17 protein-coding genes and 7 tRNA genes are annotated in these 19491 nt (G+C 40.0%); 6 read left to right on the top strand and 18 right to left on the bottom strand.

All coding sequences use genetic code 11. From position 1 onward, the window contains the following. Positions 1-3: 3 nt before the first annotated feature. Entirely contained in the window at positions 4-768 is a 765-nt protein-coding gene (locus tag D172_RS06195; RefSeq protein ID WP_002959998.1) for a class II glutamine amidotransferase, read from the bottom strand. Between the two features lie 324 nt (positions 769-1092). On the opposite strand from D172_RS06195, the gene fadE reads away from it, so the two are divergent. Further along, complete coding sequence (gene fadE / locus D172_RS06190; RefSeq protein ID WP_007378005.1) at positions 1093-3549, top strand: acyl-CoA dehydrogenase FadE; 2457 nt, start codon at positions 1093-1095, stop codon at positions 3547-3549. A gap of 121 nt (positions 3550-3670) precedes the next feature. On the opposite strand, the gene D172_RS06185 is transcribed toward fadE, so the two are convergent. From D172_RS06185 to dnaQ, 13 genes are all read right to left on the bottom strand, one after another. Then, positions 3671-4792 (bottom strand): PepSY-associated TM helix domain-containing protein, encoded by a 1122-nt coding sequence (locus D172_RS06185; protein WP_007378006.1) that lies wholly within the window; start codon positions 4790-4792, stop codon positions 3671-3673. 18 nt (positions 4793-4810) lie between these two features. Further along, positions 4811-6847, bottom strand: coding sequence for a TonB-dependent receptor (locus D172_RS06180; protein WP_007378007.1), 2037 nt, complete (start codon positions 6845-6847; stop codon positions 4811-4813). A 192-nt stretch (positions 6848-7039) separates the two neighbouring features. Next, positions 7040-8398: a histidine kinase sensor domain-containing protein gene (locus tag D172_RS06175; RefSeq protein WP_007378008.1), complete on the bottom strand. Its 1359-nt coding sequence runs from the start codon at positions 8396-8398 to the stop codon at positions 7040-7042. Further along, the gene (locus D172_RS06170) at positions 8395-9108 is read right to left on the bottom strand and encodes a response regulator transcription factor (RefSeq protein ID WP_007378009.1); all 714 of its coding nucleotides are present in this window, start codon (positions 9106-9108) and stop codon (positions 8395-8397) included. The genes D172_RS06175 and D172_RS06170 overlap by 4 nt, the downstream gene beginning before the upstream one ends. Before the next feature lie 219 nt (positions 9109-9327). Then, a tRNA-Asp gene (locus D172_RS06165) sits at positions 9328-9403 on the bottom strand. 54 nt (positions 9404-9457) lie between these two features. After that, positions 9458-9534 (bottom strand) — tRNA-Asp (locus D172_RS06160). A gap of 37 nt (positions 9535-9571) precedes the next feature. Further along, a tRNA-Asp gene (locus tag D172_RS06155) sits at positions 9572-9648 on the bottom strand. Positions 9649-9686: 38 nt separating this feature from the next. Further along, positions 9687-9763, bottom strand: a tRNA-Asp gene (locus D172_RS06150). Between the two features lie 31 nt (positions 9764-9794). Beyond that, positions 9795-9871: transfer RNA gene (locus tag D172_RS06145), tRNA-Asp, on the bottom strand. Between the two features lie 41 nt (positions 9872-9912). Next, positions 9913-9989, bottom strand: a tRNA-Asp gene (locus tag D172_RS06140). A 26-nt stretch (positions 9990-10015) separates the two neighbouring features. Further along, positions 10016-10092, bottom strand: a tRNA-Asp gene (locus D172_RS06135). A gap of 97 nt (positions 10093-10189) precedes the next feature. After that, positions 10190-11560: a TIGR03503 family protein gene (locus D172_RS06130; RefSeq protein WP_007378212.1), complete on the bottom strand. Its 1371-nt coding sequence runs from the start codon at positions 11558-11560 to the stop codon at positions 10190-10192. A 9-nt stretch (positions 11561-11569) separates the two neighbouring features. Further along, positions 11570-12283 carry a DNA polymerase III subunit epsilon gene (dnaQ, locus tag D172_RS06125; RefSeq protein WP_007378211.1) on the bottom strand — a complete coding sequence of 238 codons (714 nt, stop codon included), beginning with the start codon at positions 12281-12283 and terminating at the stop codon, positions 11570-11572. A 68-nt stretch (positions 12284-12351) separates the two neighbouring features. Here dnaQ and rnhA point away from each other — a divergent pair, with 68 nt between their 5' ends. Then, the gene (gene rnhA / locus D172_RS06120; RefSeq protein ID WP_007378210.1) at positions 12352-12816 is read left to right on the top strand and encodes a ribonuclease HI; all 465 of its coding nucleotides are present in this window, start codon (positions 12352-12354) and stop codon (positions 12814-12816) included. A 164-nt stretch (positions 12817-12980) separates the two neighbouring features. Here rnhA and D172_RS06115 read toward each other — a convergent pair whose 3' ends face one another. Then, positions 12981-13766 (bottom strand): class I SAM-dependent methyltransferase, encoded by a 786-nt coding sequence (locus D172_RS06115; protein ID WP_007378209.1) that lies wholly within the window; start codon positions 13764-13766, stop codon positions 12981-12983. 53 nt (positions 13767-13819) lie between these two features. Between D172_RS06115 and gloB the strand changes: the two genes are divergently transcribed. Together gloB and D172_RS06105 are read left to right on the top strand one after the other, a co-directional pair. Beyond that, positions 13820-14593: a hydroxyacylglutathione hydrolase gene (gene gloB, locus D172_RS06110; RefSeq protein ID WP_007378208.1), complete on the top strand. Its 774-nt coding sequence runs from the start codon at positions 13820-13822 to the stop codon at positions 14591-14593. 155 nt (positions 14594-14748) lie between these two features. Then, positions 14749-16329, top strand: a complete 1581-nt coding sequence (locus D172_RS06105) for a LysM peptidoglycan-binding domain-containing protein (RefSeq protein ID WP_007378207.1) — start codon at positions 14749-14751, stop codon at positions 16327-16329. A gap of 77 nt (positions 16330-16406) precedes the next feature. Here the strand turns inward: D172_RS06105 and D172_RS06100 are convergent, their stop codons facing one another. Genes D172_RS06100 through D172_RS06090 form a run of 3 tightly spaced genes read right to left on the bottom strand, consistent with a single transcriptional unit; the run spans position 16407 to position 17933 of the window. After that, the gene (locus tag D172_RS06100; protein ID WP_007378206.1) at positions 16407-16856 is read right to left on the bottom strand and encodes a flavodoxin; all 450 of its coding nucleotides are present in this window, start codon (positions 16854-16856) and stop codon (positions 16407-16409) included. Then, positions 16856-17620 carry a tRNA pseudouridine(65) synthase TruC gene (gene truC / locus D172_RS06095; protein WP_007378205.1) on the bottom strand — a complete coding sequence of 255 codons (765 nt, stop codon included), beginning with the start codon at positions 17618-17620 and terminating at the stop codon, positions 16856-16858. The genes D172_RS06100 and truC overlap by 1 nt, the downstream gene beginning before the upstream one ends. Further along, the gene (locus D172_RS06090) at positions 17613-17933 is read right to left on the bottom strand and encodes a YqcC family protein (RefSeq protein ID WP_007378204.1); all 321 of its coding nucleotides are present in this window, start codon (positions 17931-17933) and stop codon (positions 17613-17615) included. Before D172_RS06090 ends, truC begins: the two co-directional genes overlap by 8 nt. A 104-nt stretch (positions 17934-18037) precedes the next feature. On the opposite strand from D172_RS06090, the gene D172_RS06085 reads away from it, so the two are divergent. Both D172_RS06085 and D172_RS06080 read left to right on the top strand, forming a co-directional pair. Further along, positions 18038-19066: a DUF3549 family protein gene (locus D172_RS06085; protein WP_007378203.1), complete on the top strand. Its 1029-nt coding sequence runs from the start codon at positions 18038-18040 to the stop codon at positions 19064-19066. Further along, the gene (locus tag D172_RS06080) at positions 19067-19366 is read left to right on the top strand and encodes a DUF3301 domain-containing protein (protein ID WP_007378202.1); all 300 of its coding nucleotides are present in this window, start codon (positions 19067-19069) and stop codon (positions 19364-19366) included. Positions 19367-19491: the final 125 nt, after the last annotated feature.

Raw genomic sequence — 19491 nt, 5'->3', positions numbered from 1 at the left:
GGGCTAAATTAGCTCACCCATTTTAAATAATGCAAATTCCCCCGGCTCCATTTTTTGCCAGCGCTCATCATTCGTCAAAGGCCTTGTAGCTATAACTGTTACTACATCGTTTGGTGTGGTCTCTTGTTGAAAATCAACCACCATGTCGGCATCAATCAATGTTGCTTTACCAAATGGCGCACGGCGCGTTATGTAATGTAAGTTATTAGTGCAATACGCTAAAACAAACACCCCGTCGGTCAATAACATATTAAACACCCCTTTTTCACGCAGAGTTTGCGAAAGCTTGGCCGCGTATCTAAAAACCGACGCCATATTACTTGGACGCTTTGGGTATTTTTCGCGAATTTTATCAAGCAACCAACAAAAAGCGAGTTCGCTATCGGTGTTACCTACTGGGCGATAGTACTGTGGTTTTAAATCGTGATAATTAGATAGCTGCCCGTTATGAGCGTAAGTGATTTCACGCCCCCATAACTCTCGCGTAAAAGGATGAGTATTTTCAAGGCACACTCTCCCGCGGTTACCTTGGCGAATATGGCTAATAACCGAGACACTTTTAATGGGGTATGCTTTAACGAGCTTTGCAATTTCAGATTGATAACTCGGCTCAGGATCTTTAAAGGTTCTACAGCCTTTACCTTCGTAAAATGTAATACCCCAACCATCTTTATGTGGTCCCGTGTTTCCGCCACGCTCTAAAAGGCCTGAAAAACTAAAACAAATATCGGTAGGCACATTGGCTGACATGCCAAGTAATTCACACATTAATAAAATAACCCTTAAAAACCATACATTAAAATAAATAGCGTTATATTTGTGTATTAAGCGTACACTAATTTGCAGCCCGCTATAACGGCTATATTTACTTAAAAAGTGTCATTTTGCTATTAGATTTATTTATTTTTACGTTAACACTGCTTACGGCTAATGCTTTGACTATACGATAGTTATTAAGCCTCCCTCTATCGGGTAAGTAAATATCGTATTTAAGTTACTTTCTACTACAATTTAACATCGTTATGTACTTGAAAATTACTGTGACTAGCGCTACTCTAAGTGAGGTGGTCTGACCTCTATTAAGGAATAAAAATGACACTCATATTTACACTCGGTTTAATCGTGCTGCTTTGCACAGCGATTTACCACAGAGCGAGTTGGAACACAGCACTTGGTGTTTCTGCTGCAACCCTACTTATAGGCACCTTCGCCGGTGCTTTTGGTTTAATTAGCTGGTTGATCTTTTTGATCATCGCGGTTCCTCTTTCTGTTACTGGCCTTCGTCAGCAATATATTATCAAACCTATTTTTGCTGTGTTCAAAAAAGTAACACCAAGCATGTCTGATACTGAAAAATCAGCTATTGATGCCGGTACTACTTGGTGGGAAGCTGACTTATTTTGCGGTAATCCAGATTGGAAAAAACTTCACCAATACCCAGTTCCTAAACTTACTATTGAAGAGCAAGCCTTTGTTGATGGCCCTGTTGAAGTAGTATGTGGCATGTTGGACGATTGGGAAGCAACGCACGAACTAACCGACCTTCCTCAAGATGTATGGCAATATCTAAAAGATAATAAATTCTTTGCCATGATCATCAAAAAAGAATACGGCGGTTTAGAGTTTTCTGCATTTGCACAGTCATGTGTACTTCAAAAACTAACAAGTAAATCAACATTACTTTCGTCAATTGTTGGTGTACCGAACTCTTTAGGCCCAGGTGAATTATTACAACACTATGGTACAAAAGAGCAAAAAGATCATTACTTACCGCGCTTAGCGAGCGGTCAAGAAATTCCATGTTTTGCGTTAACTTCGCCAGAAGCGGGCTCTGATGCAAGCTCAATTCCAGACTACGGTGTGGTATGTAAAGGGCAATGGAATGGTGAAGAGGTTGTGGGTGTTAGTTTAACGTGGAATAAGCGTTACATTACACTTGCCCCAGTTGCTACCGTACTTGGTCTTGCGTTTAAGTTACAAGATCCAGATGGCCTAATTGGCGACAATAAAGAGCCAGGCATCACCTGTGCACTTATCCCAACGGACACTCCTGGAGTTGAAATTGGTCGTCGACATTTCCCGCTAAACGTACCATTTCAAAATGGTCCTACTCGCGGTAAAGACATTTTCGTACCACTTGATTATATTATTGGTGGTCCAGATATGGCTGGTCAAGGCTGGCGCATGCTGGTTGAGTGTTTATCGGTTGGTCGTGCAATTACATTGCCGTCAAATTCTGCTGGCGGCATTAAAATGATTGCCGTTGCAACGGGTGCGTATAGCCGCATTCGTCGTCAGTTCCGTTTACCTATTGGTAAAATGGAAGGTGTTGAAGAGTCACTAGCAAAACTTGCTGGTTACGCTTACAGCTCTGATGCTGCGGTTAGTATGTCTACGGGGGCAGTTGATTTAGGCGAAAAGCCATCGGTTGTTTCTGCCATTATTAAATACCACCTGACAGAGCAAATGCGTGATGCAACTATTCATGCAATGGATGTACTTGGCGGTAAGGGCATTATGCTTGGGCCAAATAACTATTTAGGTCGTGGCTACCAAGGTGCACCTATTGCCATAACCGTTGAAGGTGCAAACATCTTGACCCGTAATATGATTATTTATGGTCAAGGTGCAATTCGCTGTCATCCATTTGTACTTACCGAGCTTGGTGCGTGCGAAATTGAAGACCGCGAAGAAGCGCTTAACGTATTTGATAAAGCGCTAATGGGTCACATTGGTTTTACTATGTCGAACCTTGTACGTACTAAGTGGCTTGCTCTTACCGGCGCTCGTTTTACAAGTGTGCCGTACAACGACGAAACTGCTGAATTTTACCGTATAGCATCACGCTTTAGTGCATCACTTGCTCTTATGTCAGACATTAGCATGGCAGTATTTGGTGGTTCACTAAAACGTAAAGAACGTATTTCAGCACGTTTAGGTGACTTACTTAGTTACTTATATTTAGTGTCTGCAACGCTTAAGCGTTACAACGACGAAGGCCGTAAAAAAGAAGATTTTGCTCTAGTAAAATGGAGTTGCCAAGATCACCTTTACCATTGCCAACGTGCACTTGCTGATTTAATTAATAACATGCCTTCGGCTCCACTGCGTGGTGTTTTAAAAGTATTGTTATTCCCGTTTGGTCGCCCGGTTCGTAAACCAACTGACCAACTTGAGCATAAACTTGCGCAACTACTACAAGTACCTAGTGAAACGCGTAACCGTTTAGCAAGCTACGTATACTTAAAAAATGAGCCGCTAAACCTTGTGGGTCGTCAAGAGCAAACGCTTAAAGACATCCTAGACGTTGAGCCATTATTTGAAAGAGTATGTAAAGAGAAAGGCCTTAAACTGCCATTCTTCCAGCTTGATAAAGTAGCGCAAATGGGACTTGAAGCAGGCATTTTAAGCCAAGCAGAGGCTGATAAACTAGCTGCCGTTGAGCAATCTCGTTTAGATGTTATTAACGTTGATGACTTTGACCCTGCTGATTTACTTGCAGGCAAAGCAGCACGAAATAGCGTTAAAAAAGAAGCTGATGCGGCTTAACTAAGTAAGCATTTGAATACTAAAAGCCAGCGCCTAATGCGCTGGCTTTTTTGTGTAAAATCAATTCTTATATATCAAATCGCACATTTCAAGCAATCAAATACTCGACGAAAAGTGTAAATTAGCGCTTAGTTATCAATCGCTTCCATGCTAAAACTATGCCTGTATACACTAAAAAACATGCGAGCAATGATGCCAAACCAGCTAATGTTTGCCCTAAAAAACCAAAGTATTCACCGGTATGTAAAAATCGAGATGTTCCCCATGCTTGATCGCCTCGCGTCCAATCCGATTTTTTTAGCGTTTTAGTTACATTCCCCGTGCGAGTATCTAAAAATAATGAATACGCATATTCTTGACGATTCCCGATACTGGTATCAATATAAAAACGTGCTTCGTGTTTTTTGTCACCTAATTCTAACCACATTGAATACCAATCAGCGGCTCCATTATTAATTGCATGTGTTTGAGCTTGTTGGAATAAAGCATCATAAGGTACTTTATCTGCCGATAAATCTAATACTGGTAGATGCTTTTCCCGCTCCGGTACACTTTGCCCAAATGCGCCGTACAGTGCCTTATTTGCCCAATCAAAATGAAACAAAGTAGCCGTTAATGACAAAACGAGTAAAACCGGTAAACACCAAATTCCAAAAACTAAATGCCACTGCCTATTTCGATGATGTGATGATTTGTAACTCTTTGCTAGTAATAAATATCCTTTCAACGCAGAGCGGTTAAATCGCTTTGGTAACCACAAATAAGCACCCGATAGTAATAAAAAGATAAAAAATAGATTAGCGTAACCATTTATATTTTTACCAATCACTTGCGAAGTGCCATGCAGTAATAAATAACGATGTATATCAGTTACAACATGAAAAAAATCAGCCGCTAGCCCCTCTCCTTCACGAATCACATCTCCCGTATAAGGGTGTAATAAGTAGCTATGCTTTCCCGCCCAAGCAGGAATAGCAGCCCCTTCTCGATTTACCCAACGAATATAAATATGTGATTGACTCGGATGCGATTTTTGCAAAATATCTACAACAGCATCAGTCGATAGCCGCTGTTGAGCATAGGTGCTTTTTACAGTAAATCGCATTTCATCTAGCTCAACAATCTGTCGCTCATAGGTTAATAAAAAACCCGTGAACGACATGCTGAAAATAAATAAACCGGCGATTAAACCTATAATTAAGTGAGCCCAAAAGACCCACTTTTTAAACAATTTTAAGAACATAAAATAAGTTACTTATTCTTAAAACTGATAAGAAATCGATAAGCGAATATCGCGCCCAGATTCGTATGGACCAACAACAGTGTCAAATACTTTACTGTAATCACCCACACTTGAATGATCGATATATAACTCATTAAATAAGTTAGTAACAGAAACATTAAATAATAATGCATTCGTCATATTCCACTGCCCATATAAATCAACAGTGGTATAGCTTGGTTTATTTAGGGTATATAAAGAATCAGTCCAACCAAGGTCAACAGCTTGATGAAGAGTATCAATATCGAGTGAATCGACTTTAGTTACACTAAAACCAACCTTTGCATCAGTGTTAATGTCGTAATCAACGCCAGCAACCCATGTATTGCCCCTGCTATTACCTAAACCGACAAACTCATAGCCATTAATATCAATTGCATCATAACTTACACTGTACAACCCATCACGTGGGTCAAGCTCTGTATCAGTAGCTGAAAATCCAATGAAGAAATCAAATGAATTTAAGCGATATGCTAGGTCAAACTCAAACCCTTTAGTCTCTAACGTGCCTATATTGTTATAAACCGAGTTACCTGCATACCCTTCAAATATCACATCATCTAAAGACGAATTATAAATACTGGCTTTAGCGGATAAATTTTCATTAATGTACGTTATAGATGCTTCAATATTAGCTACGGTCTCAGGTACTAAACTTTCATCCGCCACAGGAATATCTGAGCCATCATATAAATATCCATCAATGGTAAAGCCATCCCCTATTTGTTTACCACGCGCGGCTTCAGCATACCCAAGCCCTACTGTCCAAGCATCATTAATATCATATGCTAAACCTATATTAAAACTTACTTCACTATCGTCTAAACTCGATGCGCTTTCTGTAATTGCAGTGCCATAATATTCATCTAATAAGATGTCTTGTTTAAACTTATAACTATCAAAACGCACCCCATAGCTCAGTAAAAGTTGTGGGGTAATATCACTATAACCTTGCGCATAAATCCCAAGTACACTGCCTTGTTCTGCATTTTCTTTCGTACCTGCTGCAGATCCGCTCGACACTTCATCGTTTCTATAATCAACACCATAAATAAATTTATGCTCATCAATAATACTTGTATTGCGAATATCTAAGCCATATGTATCAATGTCAGCAAGCCAAGCAAAACGACCACCATTAAAAGATGATTCGGTTTTGTATGCTGTTGCCTCTAAGTACAATAAGTTATTGTGAGAAAATATATAATTAGCAACGTAAGTCTCTCGATCTGCTTCACTTGGGTACAGAGCATCACCTTCTTGTACCGCCCAGTTAGGGCGTGCTGAAAAATCCCCTTCTTCGTCACGTTTTTCAATACTTAACGATAAATGATGATTATCTGCTAACTCACCACTGGCTTTAATAAACATCATATCTTGATCAGCAGCTGTACCATAAATAGTATCGCCATCACCATCTTCCATGTTGTCGCGATCCACAGTACTGAAATATCCTAATAACCCCCATGTATCACTTAATTTACCGTATACACTGGTACTGAAACGCGTGCCGTCATTTGAAAAATAACTTGCTTTAACACGCCCACCAAATTGTTCACCTTGGTTAAGTAGGTCTTGTGCGTCTTTAGTTTTAAAGCGTATAGAGCCACCAATCGCACCAGGACCACTTGTTGCTTCACCGGCCCCCGCTTGTACATCTATTTGTTGCAGTAGGTCTGGATCTATTGTTACACGGCCAATATGATGAAATAACGTTGATGTTTGTTGTGCACCATCAACCGTTATATTTAATAAAGAATCTTCAACACCACGAATATAGATCTTTTGCGCAACGCCTACCGAGCCACCCACGCTAACAGAAGGTGAATGTCGAAAAATATCAGCCAGATCACTTGCTTGATATTGTTCTATTTCTTCAGCTGTAATACTCAAATTAGTTGCAGAGCCAACTACAGATATTTTTTCAACAGATGCTTTACTTTTAGCAAGTTCTTGCGCGGATATAGGTGAACTGAATGATGTACAAATGGCACTCACTAAGGCTAACTTTTTCAAGGGGAACGTTCCTTCTTAATGGCAAATAAGAAGGATTATCATTTTCTTTTAAATAAAAGCATAGCAACTTTACATTTGTTACATTTAGCGTGAATAAAACACAGAAATGAAACCTACTTAAGCTATAGGATTAATTAAGATGCTGATTTAATTATTCATTAATTGGATGTATTAACAATAATAAATATAATTTTATACACCTTTAGGTACTGTTACCGTCATGATTAAGCCACCGGCAATGCTATTTGTAGCAAATACTGTTGCTGCGATCGCGTTTAATTGTCGCTGTGCTAAAGCAAGCCCTAAACCAAAACTATCACTGTTGCACGAACGGGCTGAATCAATCCGAAAGAAAGGTCTAAAAATAGTATTTAAATGCTCTTTAGGCACTCCAGGGCCTTGATCTGAAATAATAATTTGATATTCATATTCATGATCAATGAGACTAACGCGCACTTGTTTATTAATGGGTGTGTAACGTAGTGCATTTCTAAGTATATTCTCAAGTGCTTGACCTAATGCCCTATGATTACTGTTTTCAATATGTGCTTGATTAGGTAAGTCAGCAGAAATCAGTTTATCAGGGTACTCAAAACGTCCATCTTCAATGAGGATTTCGAGTAAATCGACTAAGTCCAAAGATTCAATACGTAACTGAGGTGATTCATTATCTAACCAAGACAAAGTTAGCGTGTCATCGACTAACTTACGAATGTGCTGTGACTCTTTATGAATACGTTCTAATTTAATTTGTGTGTCCTCTACACCTCCCTCCCTGTGAGAGAGTAAGTTATCAGTTGCGATATCTAAGCGTGTTAAAGGTGTTCTCAACTCGTGGGAAAGATCCGTTAATAATACACGTTGGTGCATAATTTGCTCACTGATCCGCTCAGCCATTAAATCAAATGTTTCAGCTAATTGAGACAGTTCGTCGTTACGTGAGCCCAACTGCTCCCGAACCCTGACGCTAAAGTCTCCTTTACTAAATGCCCTACTTGCTAAGTCGAGCTCTTTAATTGGATGCATGATATGACGATATAACACAATAGATAAACATACCAATATAGACATTGGTAATAAAACTTGTAACGACAAGCGTGTTAAATTCCAAAGCGACCCCGGACGCATTCTTTGCGGCAACTGCACAACAAGGCTAGTTGTACCATCTTTAAAAGGTAACTGCATAGCCGGTGCACGGTCGAAGTACAGATGGATTTTCCAATCAATGCTACGCCCTAAATTATACCCGGTATACTCATAACGATGAGAGCGATTACCAGCTAACTCAACCACATTCGCTTTGGCAATTACAGCCCAAATATTTTCTTGTTGCTGCAAGTTATCGACCCAACGCTCAAGCTCGCTCATATCGCCTTGATCAAATATAATCTCAGCCTTTGTTTGCCAATCAGTTAATTCTGTTCGGCTTGAATCACTTAACATACTCATATCATTTTCAAAGTGATTAACCGCGACATTAATTAAATAGAACATCGCAACAACACCGGTACCAATAATTAAGCACAGCTTCCAAAATAGACGTCGTGTCATTTAATACAGTATCCTTGGCCATGCACTGTGTGTAAACGACTGCCATCCCAGCCAGCATTATTTAACTTTTTTCGAATACGACTCATATGCATATCTAAACTACGATCGTACTGGCTAAAACGTTTGTTTAGCACCACTTGATATAAGAAAGGTTTTAACAGTATTTGTGCTTGGTTTTTCATTAAAATTTGCAGTAAGCCAAACTCAATAGGCGTAAAAGTTAATAGCTCACAATGTAGAAAAACCTGTTGATGTAAGCTATCTATCTCAAGTCCATCAATATTAGCAATATAAGGAGTATTTGTGTCTTGTTTAAAAACACGTCTTAGTACTGAATCTACGCGTAATAATAATTCTTGGCTATTAAAGGGTTTCGCTAAATAATCATCCGCACCGGCTGATAGACCTAGAATGCGCTCTTCTTCAGCATGTTTTGCCGATACAATTATGACAGGGGTGCTATTACAACTACGTAAAATATTGAGCACTGCCAAGCCGTCTTTTCCCGGCAACATAACATCTAATAAAATAAGGCTAAAGCGCTGAGCAACTGCTAAATCAAGTGCATGATTACCATCAAAACACTGTGTAACAGAGTACCCTTGGTTAGCTAGTAATTCAGTAATTTGATCATTAAGTAATGTATCGTCTTCAACAACTAAAATATCAAAATCAAATTTGTTGCGTTGATAGGCCTGTGGTGCAGACATAGAAAGCCATAATTTTTATAGTATTAAAACAAATTAAAGCAAATGGTAATACAAATCAATATCAAAAATGGTGCATAGGAAAAAAGTAACTATTTGAGTGTTTTGAGTGTTTTGAGTGTTTTGAGTGTTTTGAGTGTTTTGAGTGTTTTGAGTGTTTTGAGTGTTTTGAGTGTTTTGAGTGTTTTTCAAACATAAACTTGTTATTGAGGAAATAACAAGTGGCGGAGTGGACGGGACTCGAACCCGCGACCCCGGCGTGACAGGCCGGTATTCTAACCAACTGAACTACCACTCCGCAGTGGTATGTGCATGGGGTAATGCACTTACTAATTTTAATCATGATATCAAATGGCGGAGTGGACGGGACTCGAACCCGCGACCCCCGGCGTGACAGGCCGGTATTCTAACCAACTGAACTACCACTCCGCAGAGATATCATTATACTTGTTATTACTTAATTTGTTGGCGGAGTGGACGGGACTCGAACCCGCGACCCCCGGCGTGACAGGCCGGTATTCTAACCAACTGAACTACCACTCCAGCATACAAACTTTGTAATATAACATTGTTTAAATAGTTGGCGGAGTGGACGGGACTCGAACCCGCGACCCCCGGCGTGACAGGCCGGTATTCTAACCAACTGAACTACCACTCCAGCGCATATTTAAACTGTTATTTTTTCTTATTGGCGGAGTGGACGGGACTCGAACCCGCGACCCCCGGCGTGACAGGCCGGTATTCTAACCAACTGAACTACCACTCCATAATAAGAATATGTTTTACAACCATACGTTGTGTAAGTGTTGGCGGAGTGGACGGGACTCGAACCCGCGACCCCCGGCGTGACAGGCCGGTATTCTAACCAACTGAACTACCACTCCAGCTTTTACTTACAATTTTTCGAAAATGGCGGAGTGGACGGGACTCGAACCCGCGACCCCCGGCGTGACAGGCCGGTATTCTAACCAACTGAACTACCACTCCATATTTTCGTTGCTGTTTAGGTCTCCCTGACAGCGGCGTGAATAATACGAACCAACCCCTATTTCGTCAAGGGCTTTTTTGTTTTTTTATAGGTTTTTTAGTCATCTGTCATCGAAAGGTTTAAAATTTCACCTGATTTGTCACTTTTTGAGCCATTTTTACCGACTTGATTTTTTTCTGAGTCAGTAACGTCATCTTCACTTGCTTTCTTTTTCTTTAAGAAAGGCAGCCTGACGTTAAATTTAATCGACTTTTTCTGAACAAATATACGAATTAACAGCCAACCAACCAATAATATGAATATATTACAGCCGACAATCAAACTAATTATTGTTGATGTGGTCATTTTTCCTTCATCAGGATCGCTTTTAATCATTTCATCAGGCGTAATAATCGTTGCAGGGTCAATTTCGGGCACCGCTTCTATGGGTCGTTCTATCTCAAATTTGTATGTGGGTAGCGTTGCCATAAATTCACGATCATTTATATTAGTGCCAAAAACAGACAGTTCAACACTATACCGACCCCAGTCATAATTTTTTATCGTAAGCTGGCGTGATACATTTGCCATTGCATCAATCGTAAACATTTGTTCTTCATTATTGGGATAATATATTTTGCCCTGAATTATCACGGTTTCAGGTTTAACAATGTTTGCATCAATAGTTATAGCTAAAATATGATCATCAAAATCCTCTTTAGCTAAAGCTATATCAAACTCAAAAGGCGGCTCATGAATAATAAGTGCTTTTTGGGTTATACGCCTTTGTAGCAAAGGAGTCGCAATGTAAAGTTCTGGTGTCCACTCTCCTGCAGGGAAATCTAATTTAAATTCACCGGTAAATACACCATCTTTTGGTCGTTCATCAAACCCACGACCATCATCTTTAAACTCAGCAACTTCTTGTATACCAGCACCGAAATTCGCAAAACTCTCGTTGTTAGTACTGACAAAATCGACATGTAAACTAACCACATCTTTAAATAAGTTAGCATTAATTGGTTCGCCATCATTTAATACTCTACCCGTAACCTTTACAGATTCGCCTCTAAATAACACCGATGGTAACGACTCTGCCTGCAACGACACCTCACCTAATACCACGATTCGACTATCTGGTAATATGCTGCCTATCACTTGCCAAGGCCCAGGCGTTGGCTTTTTAATTGTAACGAGATCGTAGTTAAGTTCATCAAACCATTCAATGTTAGGATCTTTAACTGAGTCGGGAGCAAAGTATTTACTGCCATCTGGCCTTACTAAAATAACAGCAGGTGTACCTGCCTTTCTAAAAAAAAGTAACGTTATTTCATCAATTTGACTATCTATACGAAAACGATTTTCTAATAAAGGTATTTCATTTTGTTGGCCATCGCGTTTAAGTACTTCCACTTGCTTAGCGCTATAAGCATTATTTGTAAAACAGCTAACCGCTATTAGCACAGTTACAAAACACATCGTTTTCATATTATGGCCTTATTCAGCGCGCCATAAACATTGGCCGCCTTCTTTATTTACAAGATCTAATCGGGCTTCGTGTGCGCTTTGCTCAGCATCGCTTGCTCGCAATACAACTAGTGGGGCTCTGTCACTATTTAAACGCTTTATACCCCCCTTTCGCTGCTCGCTGCCGTCATCTTTGTTTTGATTCAAATTTAGTTTTGTTTGACCGCCCGTCATGGCAAGGTAAACATCAGCTAAAATCTCAGAATCCAGTAACGCACCGTGAAGCGTTCGCTTGGCGTTATCTACATCGTAACGACGACATAAAGCATCAAGATTGTTCTTTTGACCTGGATGCAAGTCACGCGCCATTTTAAGCGTGTCAAGAACTTCACAAAACGTACTCGTTTTAGGATAACCTTGATTAAGCAACGCAAATTCGTTATCCATATGACCAACATCGAACGGCGCATTATGAATAACTAGTTCAGCCCCTTCAATATAGTCGAAAAACTCTTGCGCGATTTGATGAAACAGTGGTTTATCACGTAAAAATTCGTTAGTGATACCGTGAACGTCGATTGCTTCTTCTTCGCTTGGGCGTTGTGGGTTTATATAAACGTGAAAGTTATTGCCTGTTAAACGGCGATTTACTAACTCCACACACCCAATTTCTATAATACGGTGCCCTTGTTTAGGGTCGATGCCGGTGGTTTCTGTATCTAAAACTATTTGTCTACGTGCCATATCGAATTTAGCCTGATTCTGGTATCTTTCTATAATCACTTTATTGTACATAAGATCAAGGTAAAACAGTGCAAAAAACCGTAGAGATTTACACCGATGGCTCATGTTTAGGTAATCCAGGCCCCGGCGGTTATGGTATTTTTATGATTTATAACGGTCACGAAAAAGAAATGAGCCAAGGTTATAAACTCACAACGAATAACCGAATGGAAATGCTCGCGGCTATTGTAGCCCTAGAATCACTCACTCGAGAATGCGAAGTAAATCTAACAACCGATAGCCAATATGTTAAGCAAGGTATTGAATCGTGGATCACTAACTGGAAAAAACGTGGCTGGTTAACATCAGCTAAAAAGCCGGTTAAAAACGTCGATTTATGGAAACGCCTAGATAAAGCCTGTAGCGAGCACAATGTAACCTGGAAATGGGTTAAAGGGCATAGCGGCCATAAGTACAACGAAATAGTTGACGATTTAGCGCGCGATGCCGCAGGCAGTAAAGATTTACTAGAAGATGTAGGCTACCAGCCTTAAATTTATTCTAAGCTAGTTGTTATACCAATTTTATTAAAAACATGTTCATTCTATCGCATTAAATAACTCACTAACTGCGTTAAAAATTATTCATATAGAACAACTATATGTCACAATTTTCGCCTTGTTAATGTGCTATTTTTCTTAGCGCTATAATAGATCACTTATTTAATGCAATTGGTATTATTTTTTTGGTCGCACGATTTAAAGTGTTGCTTTGACGTTTGTCTAAGCCCTGCCCCTTTTACAGGTGCAAACTGCGGCCTTGCATGCCACTTAGGTTTTATCGGCGTAAGTGGCGCAACTCTTTTTCGTGCCACCAGCATATAAACACTGCCCATTGGTTTTAAATACTGTTTTGCAAAAGTCCGCCAAAACTCAAATCTTGATAACCTGTTACCTCTTGCCAGTGATGAATAAATAAAACGTTCGTCACTTACAATTTCAAAACCCAATAAATTTAGCCAATCTTTAACCCTCGCAGGGGTAAAAAAGCGCCCTGTCCATGGTAATTTCTGACCACTAAAAGGCAGCATTTGTGCAAGCCCGCACAAACTAAACGGATTAAAACCAGTCACGAGTATATAACCGCCTGGAATAAGCGTGCGATGTGCTTCTCGTAAAATATGATGCGGGTCTGAATGATACTCTAAGCAATGGCTTAGTATGCAAGCATCAATACTGTGCTCGTAAAATGGCAGTTCATCTATGTCAGCAACTACCCCGGTGTAAGGTCCTGGCTCTGCAACACACACTTGATGTTTAATCGTACTTATACTTGTGTTTAATTCGCCACTTAAATTACCCAACTTAAGCATATGATAGCCAAACATACGCGGCAGCCATTGCTCCATTTTGCGTTCAATATCTGCACGCAAATAATCCCCATGAGGAAACTGCTGCCACGACAGTGGTTTGGGTCCTTCTTGAAAACTAAGGGCTGGTTTCATTTTTTGAGCTCGTTATACTATGCGATAAGTGTCACTTTATAGAGCAATTTACCATGGTGCAAGTCAAAGCAATTAAAGCCTTTTCTGATAATTACATTTGGTGTTTAACTACCGATAACAGTAACCAAGCATGGGTCGTCGATCCAGGCCAAGCGCATCCCGTATTAACGTACTTAGCTGAGCATAAACTAACGCTTGGTGGCATTTTAATTACGCATCATCACTACGACCACACCGATGGCGTAGCTGAATTAGTTGACGCCTATCCAGATATATCGGTTTATGGCCCTGTAAATAGTCCATTTAAAGGCGTCACTCACGCACTCACTGATGGACAAAGCATCAGTGTGCTTAATATTAACTTTACTATTTTAGCAACTCCTGGGCACACGCTTGATCATATTTGTTACACAAATGATGAACTTGCTTTTACCGGCGATACATTGTTTAGCGGTGGATGTGGGCGCTTATTTGAAGGCACGCCAGAGCAAATGTGGGAGTCTTTTAATAAACTAAGAGAGCTGCCTGCAAGCTGCAGTGTGTATTGCACGCACGAATACACGCAAGCTAACCTTGCCTTTGCCAAAGCCGTTGAACCACGTAACCCAGAACTCCTTGCGTACAGTAAAAAAGTAGATGAATTACGCAGTAATAACCAAATCTCCCTACCCACTTCTATTGGACAGGAGCTAAAAATAAATCCATTTATGCGTAGCGATTTGCCAACCATTACAGAGTTAGTGCCAGAAGAGTTTACCTCGGTTACAAAAAACAATGAACCTTGGGGAAACTTTGCTAGTCTGAGGCAGTTCAAAGACAATTTTTAATGCACAGACTAATACTTTAACATTTATTTTATTAGAATCATTAACTTAAGATATAGTGATGATTCTATTTCTGCGTTTTAAAAAGTCATTCAGTGGCAATGTTAACTCATAACAGGTAGTATTCGCCGAGTTTTTTACCCGATGTATTGGTATTTATGAATAAATCTCCCCTATTAATAGCCTTGGCGTTAGCGCTAAGTGGTTGTCAAACTGTGACAACTTTAGACTCAGACTCTCAAGTCGCCACGCAAACAAACCAACAACTCGAAGGCGCAAGTCCTAACGACATTAACAATGCATTGATGGTAAACGCACAATATCAGCAAGTCGACCCTGATGAGCAAGAAGCTCCCGTGTTTGATGATGTGTGGGAGCGAATTCGCTACCAACTTTCTATCGAAATACCGCAAAACCGCCCTGTTGTTACTGAACGTAATTATTATGCTCGCCACCAAGCCTATTTAGATCGTATTTCTAAACGTGCAGAGCCTTACTTACACTTTATTGTTGAAGAAGTAGAAAAGCGCGAAATGCCAATCGAAATTGCACTACTGCCTATTGTAGAAAGTGCATTTGACCCGTTTGGTTATTCTAATCGCAGCGCATCGGGCATTTGGCAGTTTATGCCTGCAACCGGTGAGCGATTCGATTTAAAACAAAACTGGTGGTACGACGGTCGTCGCGACATAGTGCAGTCGACTCGCGCAGCACTTGATTACTTATCGTATTTACATAAAACACTTGAAGGCGATTGGCTAAATGCGATTGCTGCTTATAATTCAGGTGAAGGGCGTTTAATGCGCGCGATTAAAAAGAATCGTAAAAAGCATTTACCTACCGATTTTTGGTCTCTTGATTTACCAAGCGAAACAACAGCCTACGTACCAAAGTTATTAGCACTTGCCGATTTATTAAAACGCTCAGATGATTTTAACGTTACATGGCAACCAGTAATTAATGCACAAGTGGTTGAAGTGGTTGATGTTGGCTCGCAAATAGATTTAGCACTTGCTGCTGATATGGCTGATATGACGCTTACTGAGCTATACAGATTAAACCCCGGTTTTAATCGCTGGGCAACTGATCCCAATGGCCCACATTCTTTATTATTGCCTGTTGATAAAGCAGAGGAATTTAGCCAAAAACTAGCAAACACTGATGTTAAAAACAGATTACGCTGGCAGCGTTATATTGTGGCTCGAGGCGACAGCTTATCGGTAATTGCCAAAAAGTTTACAACAAGCTCAAGCGCAATCCGATCGCTTAATAAACTCAAATCAAATACGATTAAAGTAGGCCAAGAATTATTAGTCCCGCTTACTGATGGCGCTATAAATAGTGAGCATTTACCAAAGCAGATGCGTTTAGCTGCTAATAAAGCAACTCGCACAAAACTTTCGCACACAGTTAAAAGTGGCGACACGTTATGGGATATTAGCCGCGAATATGACGTAACTATGGATGAGTTGGCTAAATGGAATAAACTAAAGAAAAACTCTGTATTGCGCCTAAATCAAAAACTAACTGTGTATAAGTCAGCTAATAAACCACAAGCAACGGCAAGCACCAACCGTACTATTACATACAAAGTACGCCGAGGTGATTCACTTGCACGTATTGCGTCTAAGTTTAATCTAAGCGTTAACGAAATTATTAAGTGGAATAATTTAGCCGGTCAAAAATACCTACAACCTGGCCAAAAGCTAAAACTTAAAGTAGATGTCAGAAGTAGTTAATTTATAAATCTATATTAAAAGTAAAAAAGTAAAAAGGAGCGCATACGCTCCTTTTTTAATACTTTAAGGTTAAAGTATTAAACAGGTAGTTTTTCTAGCCATACTTTTAACCAAGGCTCGGTTACTGGCCATGGTTCAAAATCTTCACATGCATCTATTTCTAGGCGGTTGCCCACAGGCTTTGCTTGTAAATCGCGTAGTAACTCGTCAAAGCTACGCCCTGCGCCACAAAATGTATCGCCGTAGCATCTGTCACCCATTGCAATTACACCAAACGGTTTATCGGTAAGCATTGGGAAAGTGCTATTCATTGCAAAGTACAATCCTGCCAAATTACTCGGTACATCACCTTGGCCTGTTGTGGAGGTAACAATTAAAATATGCGATGCATTTTTTATATCATCAAGTGATGCTTCAGTAATTAGCGTTGCAGTATGACCCGCTTGCTCTATTGTGGTTGCAACTTCATCGCTTAAACGCTCTGCACCGCCATTAACGCTGCCTACAAAAATACTAATATGTGCCATTAATAATCCTTTTCTTGCTCTGGCCAACCTAGCTGCTTACATATTTCAAGCATGTCTTCACCTAGTGGCGCTTTAATTTTTATTGATTCATTACTATAAGGGTGCACAAAACTAAGCTCTGTTGCAAATAACATTAAGCGTCTTAGTTCAAAATGCTCTCTAAAAAATTGATTATGCTGATTATCACCGTGATTTACATCACCAATAATAGGCAGTGATAAGTGCTTTAAGTGTCTGCGAATTTGATGCTTGCGCCCGGTTTTTGGAAAACACTCAACTAACGAGTAACGCACTGTTGGATACTTACCTATAGGAATAGGCAATGCAGCTTGGTGCAAGCAATTAAACTGGGTTTGCGCTTCTTGCGGTGCTTTATCTTGATCTGCAAACTTATCGGCTATTTTATCAAGTTCTTCTTTAAGCGGTTTATCTAAAAATACTGACTCTGGCGCAAAACCGCGCACTAAGGCTAAATAGCGCTTAGCAATAGTACCTTCAATAAATAGCTGGTTCATATCGCGAGCTGCTTCCGAGCTCAATGCAAACAGTAATACGCCCGACGTAGGTCTATCGAGCCTATGTACTGGAAATACATGTTGCCCTAGCTGGTCGCGCAACATTTGCATAGCAAACTGGGTTTCGTGTTTATCTAAAAACGAGCGATGCACTAATAAACCTGAAGGCTTATTTATAGCCACATAGTTTTCATCTTGATACAAAATAGTCAGCTCGCCATATTCAATAGGCGCTGGACGCTCACTCATTTGGTTCTCCTAAAAAGGTATCAAGGGCTGTTAGTAATTCAATTATTTCATCGCTTCCGGCTTTATTCACAAGTGTCATTTGCGCCATAGGGGCAATAGCAAAGTTACGCGGCAGTGGTTGCCTATGTGTTATTAATTGCTGTATTTTTTCAATAAATACAAACTGTAACCACTGCTCAAATGCCATTGTATCGTGACAAAAAGGAGTCTTTGAAAGCAGTGCCTCAGCGTCTATTGGCCCACTTTGCCAAAGCGCGTGTTTTTGTAAAAGTGCCGTTAGCTGCACTAAATAAGTTTGGGTTTGCTGGTACATAACCACCCTCTTTTATATATGTAATGCAATTATACCCTGTTCCCTCATAGGCGGCTATGACGTATAATTAATGTAATTTTGCAGTAAAAACAGTTGAGAAAACAATGAGTGATCAAATAGCTACATTAGGTCAGCTTTTAGATGGTGCGGGTACTCAGTGGCGTGCTTTTGATATTGGCAGGCACATTACTAAGCTTGATAAAAAACAATTTTTAGCTATTGAACAAGCTCAAGTGCCTTACCCTTACCCACTTGCTGGTCATGCATGGCTCGCTATTCAATTTTGGGATACTAAAGCCAGTAAAGAACCTTATGTATGGTTTTTAAAGTTTCCACTTGATGAGCAAAGTATGCTGGTAAGTGCTAGTCGCGATCACTTTGCTGATATGGTTATTCAAGCGCTAGGCACTGAAATTACAGGCGAACAAGCCGATGGAAAACTTGATAATAATCCTTATGTTTTTACGCCAAACGCAAATAAATTAGCGGCATTTAACGCCCAAGTAAAAGTACTATTAAAACAGCCTGCGTCACAGTATTACGAGCATGCACAGCTGTACTTTAGCGGTAAAATTGGTTTTGATAATTGGCAAAGTGTTGCACTGCAGGGTATTGCCGATTTTGCACTACGCTTGGGCAGCGATACAAACTTAAGTAATCTGCAAAAAGCATGGGCGCATTTACCTATTGAAGTACTACAACCACTCAGTGCCATGCTTGAACACGTTGAAATACCAACATCAATGAGTGAGTTGCTTGTTGATTACACGCAGGCCGCAATTAGTAATAACGATACATTAGCTATAACCGCAGCACTAAGAGCTGTTTCAAAAGGTCAAGCTCAAGGGTTATGCGCTCAATTAGTTGATACTGTACTAAGCTCACCTGCAGGGCAGGATTCAGATGTGTTATTAACGATAGCTGGGCGTTGTTTTAAGCAATTAGAAAACCCTGAACGCTTGCATGTATTTATGGATAATTGCGCGCATCATCAAAAAATTGAGGAATTGTTTCCAAGTATTTTTGCTGATTTAGTTGCAATACCGACTATTCGCCCGCATTTATTAGGCTTATTACGTAAAGAAAATCGCAGCGAAACCCTCGCGCGTGCAATTGGAAGGTTATTCTCTTAAATGGCAAGTTTATGGACGTTCATACTTATTGGTAGTGTAATTTACTTATTTTGGCTTAACCGAAAGGTGGCAGAAGCTGCGAACGTTCATGCTAAACGCCAAAGTGAGCAACTGCAGGTGCAGTTGATGAGTGTTGCTTGCACAAAACGCCGCTTTGGTTTTTTAAAGAGCGGCAAGCCTGGCATCAAAAGTGAATTTATATTTGAATTTTCAAGCGATGGTGAAAATGCTTATCAAGGTGTGTTAATTATGGAAAATGAGTTTTTGAAAAGTGTGGTTGTTCCACCACATAAAATATAAATGGATTAAATTTAGGGCTAAATTAAATTTACTCAAACACAAAAAACTAAGGCGTAACTAAAGTTACGCCCCAATTGGACTGCATCCTGCTAGATATCCGTTATCTATTAATCCGTATTATCATC

This window comes from Pseudoalteromonas sp. Bsw20308 (genome assembly GCF_000310105.2).
GTDB lineage: Bacteria > Pseudomonadota > Gammaproteobacteria > Enterobacterales > Alteromonadaceae > Pseudoalteromonas > Pseudoalteromonas fuliginea.
This window is presented reverse-complemented; position numbering and strand designations above follow the sequence as displayed.

Coding starts and splice junctions, on each gene's coding strand:
- D172_RS06195 (WP_002959998.1), bottom strand. CDS start 768: ATGTGTGAATTACTTGGCATGTCAGCCAATGTGCCTACCGATATTTGT.
- fadE (WP_007378005.1), top strand. CDS start 1,093: ATGACACTCATATTTACACTCGGTTTAATCGTGCTGCTTTGCACAGCG.
- D172_RS06185 (WP_007378006.1), bottom strand. CDS start 4,792: ATGTTCTTAAAATTGTTTAAAAAGTGGGTCTTTTGGGCTCACTTAATT.
- D172_RS06175 (WP_007378008.1), bottom strand. CDS start 8,398: ATGACACGACGTCTATTTTGGAAGCTGTGCTTAATTATTGGTACCGGT.
- D172_RS06170 (WP_007378009.1), bottom strand. CDS start 9,108: ATGTCTGCACCACAGGCCTATCAACGCAACAAATTTGATTTTGATATT.
- D172_RS06130 (WP_007378212.1), bottom strand. CDS start 11,560: ATGAAAACGATGTGTTTTGTAACTGTGCTAATAGCGGTTAGCTGTTTT.
- dnaQ (WP_007378211.1), bottom strand. CDS start 12,283: ATGGCACGTAGACAAATAGTTTTAGATACAGAAACCACCGGCATCGAC.
- D172_RS06115 (WP_007378209.1), bottom strand. CDS start 13,766: ATGAAACCAGCCCTTAGTTTTCAAGAAGGACCCAAACCACTGTCGTGG.
- gloB (WP_007378208.1), top strand. CDS start 13,820: ATGGTGCAAGTCAAAGCAATTAAAGCCTTTTCTGATAATTACATTTGG.
- D172_RS06105 (WP_007378207.1), top strand. CDS start 14,749: ATGAATAAATCTCCCCTATTAATAGCCTTGGCGTTAGCGCTAAGTGGT.
- D172_RS06100 (WP_007378206.1), bottom strand. CDS start 16,856: ATGGCACATATTAGTATTTTTGTAGGCAGCGTTAATGGCGGTGCAGAG.
- truC (WP_007378205.1), bottom strand. CDS start 17,620: ATGAGTGAGCGTCCAGCGCCTATTGAATATGGCGAGCTGACTATTTTG.
- D172_RS06090 (WP_007378204.1), bottom strand. CDS start 17,933: ATGTACCAGCAAACCCAAACTTATTTAGTGCAGCTAACGGCACTTTTA.
- D172_RS06085 (WP_007378203.1), top strand. CDS start 18,038: ATGAGTGATCAAATAGCTACATTAGGTCAGCTTTTAGATGGTGCGGGT.
- D172_RS06080 (WP_007378202.1), top strand. CDS start 19,067: ATGGCAAGTTTATGGACGTTCATACTTATTGGTAGTGTAATTTACTTA.